Here is a 15,715-nt window from a genome sequence, read left to right as displayed (position 1 = left end):
GGCGGTGGCGACCGGGCGCGATCCCCTTTATGCCGGAAACGCACCGAGTGAGGGAAGCCGTAGTGTTCATCCGCCCGCTGGCGGGGGTGCGGGGGAGCGTGCGCAGGCGGGTCGGAAGGCGAGAGGGCGGGGGCACGGAGGAGGGCCCGCGACATCCCTCGGGCCGGAGTCGTCCCACAGGCGGTGAGAACGAAAGCTCCGTTTTCTACTGGATGTCCGGGCCCTTCCCGGGTCCAAGCCCCCGACCGATCGGGCGGCCCCGCCGGGCGCGGCACCCGGGCAACGCACCTGGCTCGGGACGGAGGCGAGGAGCGATCGGTGTGCGATCCGCGCTCGTCCCCGTCGTGGCGCGGTGTCCGGTGGCGCCATCGAGCGGCCGATCGGTGAGTCCCGTGCTGGACTGGTGCCAAACTACCGGCTTCGCGAGCTGTGTCAACCGCCGCATGCGCTGCGGTGTTTCCGTGTCATCCCAGCTCAGCGCCATGATCGACGGTGCGGGGAGATCGCGCCGCCCGTCCGTTCCGCCGCCGGTGCCCGATTCGGGGCGCCCCGCGCCGCGCCCCGGCCGCCGCGAACCGGCCGTCACGCGCCCGCCGGAGGCACCACGACGGTGCCGGTCGCGGTGACCGCGACGATCGGCTCCGCGAGCACCTCGGCGGCCGACGGACCCTGGTCGGGACGGCCCCGGCACACCACGCGCGCCTCGAAGTCCAGGGTGCGGCTGCGGGTGCCGACACGGGTGACGGTGGCGGTGGCCTCCAGCACGTCGCCGGCCCGCACGGGCGCGCGGAACTGCACGTCGGAGTAGGAGGCGAACAGGCCCTCGTCGCCGTCGGTGCGGATGCACACCTCGGTGGCCACGTCCCCGAACATCGCCAGCACGTACGCCCCGTCCACCAGGTTCCCGGCGTAGTGGGCGTGCCCGTAGGGGACGTAGCGGCGGTGGGTGACGGTGAGCCCCAGACGCGGGTCGCTCACGGGGCGGCCTCCCGGGGGAGCAGGGCGTGGACGAGGTAGCTGGCGACCTCCGACGGAGTGGTGCCCTTGCCGAAGATGCGGTCCACCCCCAGCTCCTCGGCGGTGACGGTGTCGAAGCGGGGGCCGCCCACCACCAGCAGCGGACGCCCCATGCCCGCGGCCACGGCGGTGGGGTACTCGGCGTGGAACGCGGCGGCCATCTGCTTGGTGTTGTGCAGGTGCGCGTTGCGCTGGGTGACGACCTGGGACACCAGCACCGCGTCGGCGTTCTCGGCCTTGGCGCGCGCCACCAGTTCCTCCACGGTGACCTGGGCGCCCATGTTGACCACGTGGATCTCGCGGTAGTACTCCAGGCCCTTCTCCCCCGCGTAGCCCTTGACGTTGAGGATGGCGTCGATGCCGACGGTGTGGGCGTCGGTGCCGATGCACGCGCCCACCACCACCAGGCGGCGGCCCAGCGCCGACCGGATCGCCAGGTTGACCTCCTGGGCGCTCAGCAGCGGGTACTCGCGTTCGGGCGGGGCGGGGATGGCCGCGTAGTCGATGAGGTGGCTGACCCGTCCATAGACGATGAAGAACGTGAAGTGGGGGCCCATCGCCTTGGCGTGCACCACGCTGGCCGGGTCCAGCCCCATCTTGGCGGCCAGTTGCAGCGCGGCGGCCTCGGCGCGTTCGCCCGCCGGCACGGGAAGGGTGAACGACAGCTGCACCATGCCGTCGCCGGTGGTGTCGCCGTAGGGGCGGATGACCTGCCGGGTTCCGGCCTCGGCGGGGGTGCGGGCGGCGGTGGAGCCGGGGGTCGCGGCCGTCATGCGGGCACCTCCTCCTGCGCGCGCGCCGCGGCGTGGGGGTCCTCGGTGTCGAGGATCTCGATGGCGGGGTTGAAGTAGCCGTCGGCGCGTTCCACGACGCCGTCCAGGCCCTTGCCGCCGTCGGGGGGACGGCGGGTGACGCCGAACGTGCCGTCGGCGATGGCGTTGAGCAGCCCGTCGTCGGCGATGCGGGCCAGCAGGTCCACCGCCTCGGCCAGCACGCGCCGCGCCCGCTGCACGATGAACCCGTCGGGGCGCGGGGCGAAGTCCTCGGCCAGGTCGCCGCAGGCGTCGCGGACGTAGCGCACGTTCTCCAGCGCCAGGTCGCGGTCCGACAGCCAGGGGGTGTGGATGCCCTCGGTCATCATGCCGATGAGGATGATGGACTGGCCGGTCATCACCCCGGCCAGGTTGAAGAAGGCGTCCAGCAGGTACCCGGCGAAGATGTTGCCGGTCATGTGCTTGGTGGGCGGCATGTACTTCAGCGGCGCGTCGGGGAACAGCTCGCGCACCAGCTGGGCGTGCGCCAGTTCCAGGCGGAACGAGCCCGGCAGCGACGGGTCGATCTCGAAGGCGTGGCCGAGGCCGAGCTGGGCGTCGGCCAGACCCGCCTCGTGCCCGAACCGCTCGTTGAGCAGCTGGCTGACGATCACCGTGTGCGCGGCGTCGACCGCGTCGGCGGTGGTGAGGTAGTTGTCCTCCCCGGTGTTGACCACGATGCCGGCGCGGGCGTGGATCTGCCGGGAGAACCGCTGGTCGATGAAGGTGCGGCGGGGGTTGATGTCGCGGAAGATGATGCCGTACATGCAGTCGTTGAGCATCATGTCCAGGCGTTCCAGCCCGGCCAGCGTCGCGATCTCCGGCATGCACAGGCCCGAGGCGTAGTTGGTCAGCCGCACGTACCGGCCCAGCTCGCGGGACACCTCGTCGAGCGCGGCCCGCATCAGCCGGAAGTTCTCCTGCGTGGCGTAGGTCCCGGCGTAGCCCTCGCGGGTGGCGCCCTCGGGCACGTAGTCCAGCAGCGACTGCCCGGTGGAGCGGATCACCGCGACCACGTCGGCGCCCTCCCGGGCGGCGGCCTGCGCCTGGGGGATGTCCTCGTAGATGTCGCCGGTGGCGACGATCAGGTAGATCCACGGGTGCGGCGGGTCGCCGACCTGCCCGAGCAGCCGGTCGCGTTCGGCGCGGCGGGCGTCGATGCGGTCGATGCCGGCGCGGGCGGCGGCGCGGGCCGCGTCACGCGCCGCCCGCGCCGCGTCCCCGGCGGGCAGCCGGAACCGGACCCGGCCTCGGGCGGCGGCCCGCGCCAGCTCGGCCAGCGACTCATGCGGGCCGGTCAGCAGCGCGTCCCACACCGGCAGCGCCACGCCGTGCTCGAGGCCGACCTGGCCGCGCACGGCGTCGGCGAGGTGGTTGACCCAGGGACGGCCGTCGGCGTCGGCGCCCGCCAGCCCGGCCAGGCGCAGCAGCGCCCGCTCCACCGACACCGTGGTATGGGTCCGGGCCATCTCGATGATGGGTTCGGCGGCGCGCGCGGCCAGCCGCCGGGCCGTGCGCACCGCCTCCGGATCGAGATCCAGCTTGGGCTGCGGCGTCATCGCCGTCCTCCGATCCACCGGCAATCATCCGTCTCAACGGAACATCTACGGAAGATCCTCCGGTATCAGACCCTGATTGCGCAAGAACCTCTATGGCCGGCTCCGCTCGCAGCCCGCCGCCCGCGCCCGGCGCCGCCCCGGCGGCAAGGCCGGACGCCGGACGCGGGGGCCGGTCACAGCCCCGGGATCTGGTGGTTGCGGAACGCGTCGACGAAGAGCCGGTGGTCGTCGCGCACCACCGCCGCGTACTCCATCCCGAACTCGATCATCGCCGCCACGAACGCCGACTCGTCCGGGCCGATCACCTTGGCGATGGCCTCCTCCACCTGGAAGTCGACCAGCGTGTGGTCGGAGTCGGTGTCGGACACGCAGTGGATCTTGGCGGTGGCGCGGCCCAGGTCGTCCAGCAGCGGCAGCATCTCCTCCGGCTCGGTCAGCCCCGACCAGTCCAGGTCCTCCTCATAGGGCGACAGCTCCTGCACCACGAAGCCCACGCCGTCGATCTGCGTGTACCCCAGCCACGGGTCGGTGTTGGCCTGCAGCGCCCGCCGCGACACCGCCGTGCGGTGGCCGTGGTGCAGGAAGTAGCCGCGGATGCGCTCGTCGTCCACCACCCGGCTGGGCGCGGCCACGTTCCCCTGCTTCACCGACAGGATGACGTCGTTCTCCAGCGCCTGCGTGTGCCCCTCCACCAGCACGTTGTAGGCCGACAGCCCGGCCGACCCGATGCCGAAGCCCGACGCGCCCACGATGTCCTTGACCCGGTAGGTCAGGCTGCCGAACCGCTTGTCCTCGGGGATGGTGCGCAGGTACTCCTCGTAGGCCCGCTCGACCTTGGCGCGTTCCGCCTCGTCCAGCCGCCGCACCCCCGGCCCCTCGCGGAAGCGCCGCTCGTGCCGCTCGACGACCGTCTTCTCCTCCAGCAGCCCGATGCGGGTCGACGACAGCGCCGAGACCAGCACCTGGCGCACGTGCCCGTCGGTGTTGTCCAGGGTCAGCGCGAAGCCCTGGTCGTCGCCGTGCTCGGCGAAGGACCGCACCTGGTCGACGTAGGCGCGCACATACGTCTCGATCATCCGCTGGATGTCGGCGTCGGAGATCGCCTTGCTCCACGCCAGCAGCGCCACGCTGGCCACCAGCCGCTTGACGTCCCAGGTGAAGTGCCCGACGTAGGCCTCGTCGAAGTCGTTGACGTCGAAGACGAACACCCCGTCGTCGCTCATGTAGGTGCCGAAGTTCTGCGCGTGCAGGTCGCCCTGGATCCACACCCGGCTGGTGCGCTCGTCGGCCCACGGGTCGTCGTCGTGCACGATGTCGGCGTAGAACAGGCAGGCGCTGCCCCGGTAGAACGCGAACGGGTCGGCGGCCATCTTCCGGAACCGGCGGCGGAAATCGGCGGGACTGCGCTCCATCAGATCCGCGAAGGCCTCGACCAGCACGTCGACGATCTGCCGCTGCCGCTCCTGCGGGGCCTTCTCCCGCAGGGACCGGGTGATGCTCGCCATCTACTGTTCTCTTTTCTGCTCTCGAACGCCGGGGCGCGCTCCTCCCCGGAGTCCGGGCCCGGGCGCCCCCCGCCGCTACCGGACGTACCCGAGTCATTGTGCCGAATCACCCCCCGTCCGGGCGGTGAACAACGCGCGAACCCCGGGCACCGACCGCACCAGTTCCAGCGCCATCCGCGCGTGCCCGGGCACGAATCCGTTGCCGATCAGCATCGTGACGTCCGCGGCCAGCCCCTCGGCGCCCAGCGCCGCCGCCGGGAACGAGGTCGCCATCGAGAAGAACACCACCGTCCCGCCCGGCGCGGTGCCCAGGATCGCCCCGTGCTCGCAGCCGGGCACGTCCACGCACACCACCGTCACGTCGGCGGGCTCCCCCAGCGCCTGCGCCACCGCCACGGGGTCGCGCGCGTCCGCCACCACCACCGCGTCGGCCAGCCCGGAGGACTCCAGCCGCCGCCGCTCATCCTCATCGGGCACCAGTCCCACCGTGCGCGCCGCCCCCGCCCGCCGCGCCGCCGCCAGCGACAGCGACCCGCTCTTGCCCGCCCCGCCCAGCACCGCCACCGCCGGGGGCGCGCCCCTGCCGACCCGCTCGGCCACCACGCGATGGGTGAGCGCGGGCGCGCCGCACACGTCCATCACCGCCAGCGCCAGCGGCATCGGCAGGTCGTCGGGCAGCACCGCGGCGGCGGATCGGGCGAACAGGATGGCGTGCCCCTCGGCCGGCACCTGCTCGGACCGGCCGTCCCACCGGGCCAGCCCGTCGGTGATCGCCAGCGGGGTGAGCGTCAGCGACACCAGCGTGGCGATGCGCTCCCCCGGCCGCAGACCGAGCGGCGAGGCGGGGCCGGCCTCGTCGACGACGCCGACGAGCATGCCGCCCGAGCCGGTCACCGGGTTGTGCATCTTGCCGCGCTCGGCCACGATCTCCAGCACGGCCCGGCGCAGCGCCTCGGCATCGTCCCCGTGCTCGGTGCGCAACTGCCGGTAGGACGCGGCGTCCAGGTTCAGCCGCTCCACCCGCACCCGCACCTCGTCCGGCCGGATGCGCGGATCGGTGTCCAGGCGGCGGGCGGCCTGCGGCAGCACGCCGCGCGGCTCCAGCACCCGGTGCAACCCCACCGCCGTCCCCGCCACGGCCGTGCCCTGGGCGCTCAACGCGGCGCGAGAGTTTTCGGGCCCGCTGCGAAGATCGTTCATCTCTGTCCCGCCTCGCCTTCCCTGTCCGAATGCGAATCTGTAGATTATCCCGGGCAGCACTGGTTTATCCGGAAGTCTTCCCGTAACGTCCGTCTTATACAAGATTTTGTCCGCAGCACGTCGCGAGAGGTCAACGATGACCACTGCCCTGCACTCCCAGCCGGACACCGCCCGCAGCGCCGGCGGGCCGGCCGAGCAGCCCTACGCCTACCGGCGCCGCCCCCTGGTCGAACCCGACTGGCGCCGCCTCCCGGGCTGGCGGCACGTCACCACGGCCGAATGGGAGTCGGCCCAGTGGCAGCGCGCGCACTGCGTCAAGAACATCCGCCAGCTGCGGCAGGTGATGGGCGGCCTGCTCGACGAGTCCTTCTACGCCGACCTGCAACGCGACCAGGACGAACGCGCCACCATGTCGATGCTCGTCACGCCGCAGATGCTCAACACCATGGACACCGCCTCCACCGAGGCGTTCTACGCCGACCCGGTCCGCCGCTACATGATCCCGGTGTTCAGCGACCGCCGCACCGACTGGCCGTCCCACCCCCGGGCCACCCGCGACTCCCTGCACGAGGCCGACATGTGGGCCGTCGAGGGCCTCACGCACCGCTACCCCACCAAGGTCCTGGCCGAACTGCTGCCCACCTGCCCGCAGTACTGCGGCCACTGCACGCGCATGGACCTGGTCGGCAACTCCACCCCGGCCGTCGACAAGCACCGCTTCACCGTCCGGCCGCCCGACCGGCACCGGGCCATGCTGGACTACCTGCGCCGCACCCCCGGCGTCCGCGACGTCGTCGTCTCCGGCGGCGACGTGGCCAACCTCCCCTGGCCGCGCCTGGAAGCCTTCGTCGACGCCCTGCTGGACATCGACAGCATCCGCGACATCCGCCTGGCCACCAAGGCGCTCATGGGCCTGCCCCAGCACTGGCTGCAGGACGACGTCCGCGCGGGCATGGAACGCCTCGCCGCCAAGGCGCACCGGCGCGGCGTGCAGATCGCCGTCCACACCCATGTCAACGCCGCCCGGTCCGTCACACCGCTGGTCGCCAGGGCGGCGCGCGGGCTGCTCGACACCGGCATCCGCGACGTCCGCAACCAGGGGGTGCTGCTGCGCGGTGTCAACGACTCCCCCGCCGCACTGCTCGACCTGTCGTTCGCCCTGCTCGACGAGGCCGGGATCATGCCCTACTACCTCTACATGTGCGACATGATCCCGTTCAGCGAGCACTGGCGGCTGGCGGTCTGGGAGGCCCAGCGGCTGCAGCACGCCATCATGGGCTACCTGCCCGGCTTCGCCACCCCCCGCATCGTGTGCGACGTGCCGTACGTGGGCAAGCGCTGGGTGCACCAGCTCGCCGACTACGACCGCGAACGCGGCATCTCCTACTGGACCAAGAACTACCGCACCGGCCTGGAGGCCGCCGACCCTGACGCCCTCACCCGCCGCTACGAGTACTACGACCCCATCTACACCCTCCCCGAGTCCGGCCAGAACTGGTGGCGCGACCACTGACCCCGAACGACACCGCCGAACGGGAGACCGCCCCGCACCCCTGCCGGCACACCTGCTCGCACAAGCCGCCCTCTGGCAGCCCGCCCTCGACGGCCGGCCGGTCCGCCTCGCCGGTCGCCGCCCTCGCGCCGCTGGGGAGGTTGCGGCGAGACAGGTGGCCGCGCTGCCACACCGGCGCGCCTCCGCGAGGCGCCCGGCAGGCCGGACCGGACGCCTACAGGCCCGGCATCGACGCAGCCCGCCCCTGAAGCCGGCGGCCACCGGGGCGGAGACGCCCCCGGCACTGCGCCACGTCGTGCCGCGCCCCCGCCGGCCATCCGGCCCCTCTACCACCTGACCGGCCGCGTCATGGTTTGCGCCGCCGCCTTCACCGCGCGACCCTTCGGGCTCAGCATGCCGTGGCCGCTCACGACCGCAACCGCCGTGTCGCGCCCCCGCGCCGGCCGCGCCTACACCCGCACGGCGCTTGCCGTCCTGCTCGAGCGCCCGCGCCTCGCCGTGGTCCGTTTCACGTCGTTGTGGGGTTGGTTGTTCGTGGGTTTGTGCGCTTGTGTGTGGTGGGTCGCTGAAACCGAACGTCTTTACATTGTAGATTTTTTTGGGCGGTGTGGGGCGTCACACCGGCGGCGGGCCGGGAAACCAGGGGCGGCACGGCGGCGTCGGAGAGAGATCACTCGGGACGGGGTCCCGGGCGATAACGTCACAACGGATGAGTGGGGGCATCTGCGCATGGTCGTGGAACGCCAGGTCGAGCTTGTCTTCGGGCGGGAGAGCCGGGACGCCGGGACGCATACCAACCTGTCCGCCGTCCGCCAGGACGGCCGCTGCCTGTGGGTGGCCGGGGACGAGACCGCCACCGTCGAGCGGCTGACGGCGACGGTGGCCGGCGACGGGCGGGTGACCGGCTACGACGGCCAGCTCACCGTCCCCCTGGCCGACCTGGTCCCGCTGCCCGCCGGACGCGGCGAGGAGGCCGACATCGAGGGCCTGGCCCGCGCCGACGGCTGGCTGTGGGCGATCGGCTCGCACAGCCTCAAGCGCAAGAAGATCAAGGACGGGCAGAAGGCCGCCAAGGCCCGCAGGCGGCTGGCCACCGTCGTCCGCGAGGACAACCGCTTCATCCTGGCCCGCATCCCCCTGGCCGCCGGCGCCGACGGGCTGCCCGAGCCCGTCCGGCGCGACGGCGGGCGCACCGCCGCCGTCCTCGGCGGACACGGCGACTCCATCACCGACCTGCTGGCCGACGACCCGCACCTGGCGCCGTTCCTGCACCTGCCGGGCAAGGACAACGGCGTCGACATCGAGGGCGTCGCCGCCCACCGCGACCGCCTGTACGTGGGGCTGCGCGGCCCGGTGCTGCGCGGCTGGGCCGCGGTCATCGAGATCAGCCCGCAGACGCATCCCGACGACCCGCACCGGCTGCGCCCGCGCCCGCTCGACGGCGGCGAGCCGTACCGCACCCACTTCCTCGAACTGGACGGGCTCGGGGTGCGCGACATGTGCCCGCACGGCGACGACCTGCTCCTGCTCACCGGGCCGAGCATGGACCTGGACGGGCCGGTGCGCGTGGTGCGCTGGCCCGGCGCGGCCCTCGCCGACTCCCCCGGCGTGGTGCCCGCGTCCGACCTGGAAGTGCTGGGCGAACTGCCGCACGGGCAGGGGGACGACCACGCCGAGGGCATCGCCGTCCTGGACGAGTCCGACGCGTCCGAGCTGCGGCTGCTCGTCGTCTACGACAGCCCGTCGCCGGCGCGCCTGACCGAGCGCGGCGGCGTCCTGGCCGACGTGGTCGCCTTCGAACGCCGACCCCCGCGCGGCACGTCGGCCTCCGGGTGATCCGCGATCCTCACATCCCTTAACCGGCATACGCACCCGCCCGTATACGGGTCGTCCGTAGGTGGAAACACGCAGGCGTCGGGTCACGTGGCTCCGCCACCTCCGGAGAGTCGCGGATGACCTGTCCAGAAGGTTGACCCATTGTCACCTTGGAGATGCATGCTGTTACTTCATGTAACCGGTTCCGGACGCTGCGTACTGCTAGGTTTTCGACCGGTCGCCCAGCCGCCGCCCCTCACCCCGGCGGGCGGCCTCGCGGCGTTCACAGTGGGCCGGCCGGTCCGTTGCGCGACCGGAACCTGCTCCGGGGGCGATCGACCGCGTCGCAACCACCGGCGCCTCGATCACCCCGCGACGATGTGGACCGCCGCAAGGCCGTGCCGGACGCCGCGCCCTCCCCCGGCATCCGGCACGGCCGTCCCGACGCCCGCTCCCGACGGCCGGGATGCGCCGTGCGGCGGCCCCGCGAAGGCGCGAACCCGAGCGCCGGAGACGTCGTCCTACAGGCCGAGGAGGGGCGAAAGTGATCTTTCTTCCCTCGCTTGCGGGCTTTTCTGGACAGGCGACGACGGGATCTGGATACTCACAGCTATGGACGGTCAGCCCTCATATCCGGTGAGAGCGTCCGATATGGAGCGCGACCGGGTGCTGCGTGTGCTCAGCGATCGCGTGGCCGAGGGCCGGATGTCCCAGGAGACGTTCGAACGCCGCGTCGACCAGGTGCTGCGCGCCCGCAGCCAGGCGGAGCTCGCCGACATCGTGCACGACCTGCCCACCGGCAACCGGATGGTGGACCGGCTGACCGGGCTGGTGTCCCAGGTGTCGCAGGTGACCGCGCGGCTCGAGGCGGCCTGGCGGACGCCCCGGCTGCCCCGGTTCGTCCTGCCGGGCAACGGGCTCACCCGGGTGCTCATCGGCCGCGCCCCGGGGTGCCAGTTCATCCTCACCGACCTGACCGTCTCCCGGTTCCACGCCGAGATCTACCGCGCCGACGACGGCTGGATGGTCTCCGATCTGGGCTCGATGAACGGCACCCGGGTCAACGGCTGGCGGCTGACCGGCCCCGCGCGGGTGCGGCCCGGCGACGAGATCGGCTTCGGCAATTCCAGCTTCATCGTGGCCGCCCCGACCGCCTAGCCGCGGGCGGCCCGACCGCTCAGCCGAACACCTCGGCGGCCTGCGGCGCTAGACCGTGCCGGCGCGGTAGACGACGAACGACACCGCGATGTACTGCAGGACGTAGGCGGCCACGGTGAGGGCGTGGAACACCTCGTGGAAGCCGAACCAGCGCGGGGACGGGTCGGGGCGGCGCAGGCCGTAGACGAGGCCGCCGATGCTGTACAGCACACCGCCCAGCGCCACCAGTATCGCGACGGTGACGCCCGTGCCCTCCAGGAACTGCGGGACGAAGAAGGCCGCCACCCAGCCCAGGCCGATGTAGAGGGCGGTGTAGAGCCAGCGCGGGGCGCGGATCCACAGCACGCGGAACAGGACCCCGGCGATGGCGCCCGCCCACACCACCGACAGCACGATCGCCCGTACCGCGCCCTCCAGGATCAGGTAGGCGAACGGCGTGTAGGTACCGGCGATGATCAGGTAGATGTTGGCGTGGTCGAAGCGGCGCAGCCAGTCCGCGACGCGTGCGGACCAGCGGCCGCGGTGGTAGGCCGCGGACACCCCGAACAGCAGCGTCGAGGTCAGCGCGTACACCGCCGCGCACAGCCGCGAGCCCACGGTGGGGCCGAGCGCGACCAGCAGCAGCCCCGCCACCAGCACCAGAGGGAACGTCCCCGCGTGCAGCCAGCCGCGCAGTTTCGGCTTGACCGCCTGCGCGAGGTCCGCCGCCGCCTGCCTCACCGCGCACCTCCCTTGCCGCTCGGGTTTCAGCGTAGCCCGGTCCCCGGTCCCTTGATCACAGGAATGCCGGGGTGATTCCCGGCACGTTCCCACGGAATGGTTACGCGGTGCACAAGGCCGCGTGCCTTGACAAAGTAAGGTGCATTTCGGCACCCGGTAGGGTCGCCCTGTCCGGGCACGCGGAACGCGTCCGGAACACCGGAGACGGGAAGCGAGCGGGAGGGAGCAGCCTGTGCGGATCGGGTTCGCGGTGCCGGCGTCGGGAGGATGGGCGACGCCGCACAACCAGGTCGAGGTCGCGCGGCGGGCCGAGGAGCTCGGCTACCACTCGGTCTGGACGCTGCAGCGGCTGCTCAACCCGGCGGACTCCGCCGACCTCACCTACCGCAACGTGCCCGACCCGCTGCTGACGCTGGCGTACCTGGCGGGGCAGACCGATCGCGTCCGCCTGGGCGTGGCGGTGGTCAACATGCCGTTCCTCTCCCCCGTCCTGCTCGCCAAGCAGGCCGCCACGCTCGACCGCCTGTCGGGCGGGCGGCTCGACCTGGGGCTGGGCCTGGGGTGGATGCCGGAGGAGTTCGCCGCCGTGGGCGCGCCCATGGAGCGGCGCGGGGCGCGCGCCGAGGAGTTCCTGACCGTGCTGCGCACGCTGTGGAGCGACGAGGTCAGCCGGTTCGACGGCGAGTTCTACCGGCTCCCGCCCGTGCGGATGGAGCCCAAGCCGGTGCAGACCCCCGGGCCGCCGGTGCTGCTCGGCGGGGCGTCCGAGCCCGCGCTGCGCCGCGCCGGACGGCTGGCCGCGGGCTGGGTCAGCTCCAGCCGCGCCGACCTGACCGCCATCGGAGCGTCCATCCGGGTCGTGCGCGAGGCCGCCGAGCAGGCGGGGCGCGATCCGGACGCGCTGCGCATCGTGTGCCGGGGCGCCGTCCGGCTGCGCGAGCCGGGCCTGCCGGACCGCCGTCCGCTGACCGGTTCGCCGGAGGAGGTGCGCGGCGACATGGCCGAGCTGGCCGCGCACGGCGTCACCGAGCTGTTCGTGGACCTGAACTTCGACCGGGATCTGACCGGCCCGGACGCCGATCCCGCGCGGTCGATGTCCGTCGCCCGGGAGGCGCTGGAGGCGTTCGCCCCCCGCGGCTGAGCGGGGCACGCCCGGTCTCACCGGGCCGGGCGGGGTCCGGGCGGCCGCCGGTCGTGTCCGGGGGGAATACCGGCGGCCGCGGAAACGAGGGCCGGGTGCCGTCACAGCTTGGGACGGCGGCCCTCCCAGGGGGTGCTGAGGACGACCGTGGTGCGGGTGGCCACGTTGGCCGCGGCGCGGATCTTCTGGAGCAGATCCTCCAGCTCGTTCGGCGACCCGACGCGGACCTTGAGGATGTAGCTCTCGTCGCCCGCGACCGAGTGGCACGCCTCGATGGCCGACAGGTGGGCCAGCCGTTCGGGCGCGTCGTCGGGCGCCGACGGGTCGATCGGTTTGATCGACACGAACGCGGTCATCGGCAGCCCGATCCGCTCGTGGTCGAGCACCGCGGTGAACCCCTTGATCACACCGCGCTTCTGCAGCCGGCGCACCCGCTGGTGCACCGCCGACACCGAAAGGCCGGTCTCCTTGGCCAGGTCGGTGAAGCTCATCCGGCCGTCGTCGGCCAGCAACCCCATGATCTGGCGATCGATCTCCTCCACCCCGAAAATCTAGCGTGTCCGCGCGACACGCCGCAGAATCTTCGGCGAGCGGACCGCACCGGAATCGGCCCGCGGCCCCGTGCCGCAGGGCGGTTCAGCGCCCCGCCGCGCGGGACGAGGCGGTCCGCGGGGAGCGGGGCGGGCCGCAGCTGCCCCGGATCACCAGTTCGGTCGGCAGCAGGACGGGCCGGGCCGCGCGCAGCGGGCGGTCGCGCAGCAGCATCTCGCACGCGCGGTAGCCGATGTCGCGGGCCGGACGCGCCACCACGGTCAGCGGCGGGTCGCACAGCTCCGCCCACGGCACGTCGTCCACCATCGCGATCGACACGTCGGCGGGGACCCGCAGGTCCAGTTCGCGGGCCACCAGCACGGCCGCCTCGCCGAGCAGGTGCCCGGCGGCCAGCACGGCGGTGACGTCGGTGCGCCGCTGCAGCAGGCCGGCCGCGGCGGCGTAGGCGGAGTCGCGGGCGGGCCGCGCGGACACGATGAGGTCCTCGTCGGCGGCGACGCCCAGCTCGGCCAAAGTGTCGCGGAACGCGCGCTCGCGCACGCCGGCGGCGGCGCCGGGCGCGGCCGCGCCGAGGAAGGCGATGCGCCGGTGCCCGAGCCCCACCAGGTACTCCACCAGCGTCCGGACGCCGGAGCGGTCGTCGGCCAGGACGGCGGGGAGCTCGTGCAGGCCGGGCAGCGCCCGGTCGGCGAACACCACGCGGGCGCCCGAGCGCACCGCGGCCCGCCAGGCCGCACCGGACCCGGACGCGGCGGGCAGGGCGATGACGCCGGCCAGCCGCTGCTCGACCAGCCGGTCGACGATCTCGGCCTCGCGGGCGGGGTCGCCGTGCGCGGCGTCCAGCACCAGGTGCTCGCCGAGGGAGCGGGCGCAGGCCAGCACGCCGTCGATGAGCCCGGCGCAGAACGGGTCGGTGACGTCGGGCACCACCAGCCCGATGCCGCCGCTGCGCCGCAGCCGCAGCCCGCGCCCGAGGGCGCTCGGCCGGTAGTCCAGCTCGCGGGCGGCGGCCAGCACCCGCTCGCGGGTGCGCTCGCTGACCGCCCCGGTGCCGGAGAACACCCGCGAGACGGTGGCGATGCCGACGCCGGCCGCCGCCGCCACGTCCTTGATGGTCGCTGATCCGCGTTCGCTGGTCACCGTCCGATTTTTCCACGAGCACCCTTGCCTTGGAAACGTTTCCATGAGTTTTAATCCTCCTCATGGAAATGGGCCCACATCGAGAGCATGGGCTGGAAACGTTTCCATCGGAGGGATGAGATGGCCAAGATCGTGCTGGACCGGGTCGACAAGGTGTACGCCGGCGGTGTCAAGGCGGTGAACGGGCTGAACCTGGAGATCCGCGACGGCGAGTTCATGGTGCTGGTCGGCCCGTCGGGCTGCGGCAAGTCCACCGCGCTGCGGATGATCGCCGGGCTGGAGGAGATCAGCAGCGGCAAGATCTCCATCGGCGACCAGGTGGTCAACGACCTGGCGCCCAAGGACCGCGACATCGCGATGGTGTTCCAGAACTACGCGCTGTACCCGCACATGACCGTCGCGCAGAACCTGGAGTTCGGCCTGAAGCTGCGCGGCGTGAGCAAGGAGGAGCGGCGCAAGAAGGTCGAGGAGGCCGCCAAGATGCTCGGCCTCGAGCAGTACCTGTCGCGCAAGCCCGCGGCGCTGTCCGGCGGTCAGCGGCAGCGGGTCGCGATGGGCCGCGCGATCGTCCGCGAGCCGCAGGCGTTCCTGATGGACGAGCCGCTGTCCAACCTGGACGCCAAGCTGCGCGTGTCGATGCGCGCGTCGCTGAGCCAGCTGCACGAGCGGCTCGGTGTCACCACGGTGTACGTCACCCACGACCAGATCGAGGCCATGACCCTCGGCGACCGGGTGTGCGTGCTGCGGGAGGGCAGGCTGCAGCAGGTCGACACGCCGCAGCGGCTGTTCGACAGCCCGGTCAACCTGTTCGTCGCCGGCTTCATCGGCTCGCCCGCCATGAACTTCGTGTCCGCCGAGCTGACGCGCGGCGACGGCGGCGCGCAGGTGGCGTTCGCCGGGTACACCCTGCCGGTGCCCGACGAGGTGCTGGACGGCAAGCCCGGGCTGGACGGCTACCTCGGCAAGAAGGTCATCCTGGGCGTGCGGCCGTCGGACTTCGAGGACGCCGCGCACGCCAAGCCCGACTGGGCGCCGCTCACCGTGACCAGCACCGTCACCGAGGAGCTGGGCAGCGAGATCAACGTGATCTTCACGATCGACGCGCCGCCGGTGGAGCACAAGGACACCGCCGACCTGGCCGAGGACGCCGCCGAGGGCGACGGCGACGGCGCCATCCCGCTCACCGACAACAAGGCGCTGTGGACCGCCCGGGTCAACGCCCGCTCGCACGCGCGGCCCGGCCAGCAGATCGAGCTGGCCGTCGACACCCGCCGCCTGCACTTCTTCGACCCGGCCACCGGCCTGGCGATCGGCCACCCGGACGCCGCCGGCGCGGCCGGCTGACGTGCCGCCGCGGGAGCCGCCCGCCGACCGGCGCCGGACGGCCGCCGCCCCCGGGAGCAGACGGGCGCGGGCGGCGGCGAACGCGCCGGCGCGCCGGCACGGCCGTCGGCGACCCGCGCCGTGCTTCAGCGCCGCGCAGCGGGACCCGCGCGATGCGGTCGCCGGTGTGCGGCGGCCCGCGCATGGCGCCGGTCCCGCTGAACCGCGCCGGACGGCATGACCCGCGACGGGGCACACGA

The 15,715-nt window shown here is 73.0% G+C and carries 13 protein-coding genes; 5 read left to right on the top strand and 8 right to left on the bottom strand.

The genetic code is table 11. The features are described 5' to 3' along the window. Window positions 1–582: 582 nt before the first annotated feature. From kal to kdd, 5 genes are all read right to left on the bottom strand, one after another. Entirely contained in the window at window positions 583–978 is a 396-nt protein-coding gene (kal, locus tag QSK22_RS10115; RefSeq protein WP_285493796.1) for a 3-aminobutyryl-CoA ammonia lyase, read from the bottom strand. After that, window positions 975–1,790 (bottom strand): lysine 5,6-aminomutase subunit beta, encoded by an 816-nt coding sequence (kamE, locus tag QSK22_RS10110; protein ID WP_285493794.1) that lies wholly within the window; start codon window positions 1,788–1,790, stop codon window positions 975–977. Before kamE ends, kal begins: the two co-directional genes overlap by 4 nt. Further along, complete coding sequence (kamD, locus tag QSK22_RS10105; protein ID WP_285493793.1) at window positions 1,787–3,388, bottom strand: lysine 5,6-aminomutase subunit alpha; 1,602 nt, start codon at window positions 3,386–3,388, stop codon at window positions 1,787–1,789. Before kamD ends, kamE begins: the two co-directional genes overlap by 4 nt. A gap of 173 nt (window positions 3,389–3,561) precedes the next feature. Beyond that, window positions 3,562–4,893 carry a DUF2252 domain-containing protein gene (locus QSK22_RS10100; protein ID WP_285493792.1) on the bottom strand — a complete coding sequence of 444 codons (1,332 nt, stop codon included), beginning with the start codon at window positions 4,891–4,893 and terminating at the stop codon, window positions 3,562–3,564. Window positions 4,894–4,986: 93 nt separating this feature from the next. Continuing rightward, window positions 4,987–6,093, bottom strand: coding sequence for an L-erythro-3,5-diaminohexanoate dehydrogenase (kdd, locus tag QSK22_RS10095; protein WP_285493791.1), 1,107 nt, complete (start codon window positions 6,091–6,093; stop codon window positions 4,987–4,989). A gap of 136 nt (window positions 6,094–6,229) precedes the next feature. On the opposite strand from kdd, the gene QSK22_RS10090 reads away from it, so the two are divergent. The 3 genes from QSK22_RS10090 to QSK22_RS10080 all read left to right on the top strand — a co-directional run bounded on the left by QSK22_RS10090 (window position 6,230) and on the right by QSK22_RS10080 (window position 10,579). Beyond that, the gene (locus QSK22_RS10090) at window positions 6,230–7,606 is read left to right on the top strand and encodes a KamA family radical SAM protein (protein ID WP_285493790.1); all 1,377 of its coding nucleotides are present in this window, start codon (window positions 6,230–6,232) and stop codon (window positions 7,604–7,606) included. Window positions 7,607–8,335: 729 nt separating this feature from the next. Continuing rightward, window positions 8,336–9,442, top strand: a complete 1,107-nt coding sequence (locus QSK22_RS10085; RefSeq protein WP_285493789.1) for a DUF3616 domain-containing protein — start codon at window positions 8,336–8,338, stop codon at window positions 9,440–9,442. 615 nt (window positions 9,443–10,057) lie between these two features. Beyond that, a complete protein-coding gene (locus tag QSK22_RS10080; RefSeq protein WP_352231430.1) occupies window positions 10,058–10,579 on the top strand; it encodes a DUF1707 and FHA domain-containing protein in 522 nt (173 codons plus the stop codon). Between the two features lie 48 nt (window positions 10,580–10,627). On the opposite strand, the gene trhA is transcribed toward QSK22_RS10080, so the two are convergent. Then, the gene (gene trhA, locus QSK22_RS10075) at window positions 10,628–11,299 is read right to left on the bottom strand and encodes a PAQR family membrane homeostasis protein TrhA (RefSeq protein ID WP_285493787.1); all 672 of its coding nucleotides are present in this window, start codon (window positions 11,297–11,299) and stop codon (window positions 10,628–10,630) included. 232 nt (window positions 11,300–11,531) lie between these two features. Between trhA and QSK22_RS10070 the strand changes: the two genes are divergently transcribed. Next, window positions 11,532–12,440, top strand: coding sequence for a TIGR03619 family F420-dependent LLM class oxidoreductase (locus QSK22_RS10070; protein WP_285493786.1), 909 nt, complete (start codon window positions 11,532–11,534; stop codon window positions 12,438–12,440). 101 nt (window positions 12,441–12,541) lie between these two features. On the opposite strand, the gene QSK22_RS10065 is transcribed toward QSK22_RS10070, so the two are convergent. Together QSK22_RS10065 and QSK22_RS10060 are read right to left on the bottom strand one after the other, a co-directional pair. Beyond that, entirely contained in the window at window positions 12,542–12,982 is a 441-nt protein-coding gene (locus QSK22_RS10065) for an Lrp/AsnC family transcriptional regulator (RefSeq protein ID WP_285493785.1), read from the bottom strand. 94 nt (window positions 12,983–13,076) lie between these two features. Next, on the bottom strand, window positions 13,077–14,132 hold the full coding sequence (locus tag QSK22_RS10060) for a LacI family DNA-binding transcriptional regulator (RefSeq protein ID WP_285493784.1): 1,056 nt from the start codon (window positions 14,130–14,132) through the stop codon (window positions 13,077–13,079). A 120-nt stretch (window positions 14,133–14,252) separates the two neighbouring features. Here QSK22_RS10060 and QSK22_RS10055 point away from each other — a divergent pair, with 120 nt between their 5' ends. Beyond that, window positions 14,253–15,476, top strand: coding sequence for an ABC transporter ATP-binding protein (locus tag QSK22_RS10055; protein WP_285493783.1), 1,224 nt, complete (start codon window positions 14,253–14,255; stop codon window positions 15,474–15,476). The last annotated feature ends 239 nt before the right edge of the window (window positions 15,477–15,715 follow it).

The organism is Actinomadura sp. NBRC 104425 (assembly GCF_030269545.1).
GTDB classification, from domain to species: Bacteria; Actinomycetota; Actinomycetes; order Streptosporangiales; family Streptosporangiaceae; genus Spirillospora; species Spirillospora keratinilytica.
The sequence above is the reverse complement of the archived record's forward strand: the minus strand, read 5'-3'. Positions and strand labels throughout refer to the sequence as shown.

Coding starts and splice junctions, on each gene's coding strand:
- QSK22_RS10090 (WP_285493790.1), top strand. CDS start 6,230: ATGACCACTGCCCTGCACTCCCAGCCGGACACCGCCCGCAGCGCCGGC.
- kdd (WP_285493791.1), bottom strand. CDS start 6,093: ATGAACGATCTTCGCAGCGGGCCCGAAAACTCTCGCGCCGCGTTGAGC.
- QSK22_RS10055 (WP_285493783.1), top strand. CDS start 14,253: ATGGCCAAGATCGTGCTGGACCGGGTCGACAAGGTGTACGCCGGCGGT.
- QSK22_RS10100 (WP_285493792.1), bottom strand. CDS start 4,893: ATGGCGAGCATCACCCGGTCCCTGCGGGAGAAGGCCCCGCAGGAGCGG.
- QSK22_RS10085 (WP_285493789.1), top strand. CDS start 8,336: ATGGTCGTGGAACGCCAGGTCGAGCTTGTCTTCGGGCGGGAGAGCCGG.
- kamE (WP_285493794.1), bottom strand. CDS start 1,790: ATGACGGCCGCGACCCCCGGCTCCACCGCCGCCCGCACCCCCGCCGAG.
- kamD (WP_285493793.1), bottom strand. CDS start 3,388: ATGACGCCGCAGCCCAAGCTGGATCTCGATCCGGAGGCGGTGCGCACG.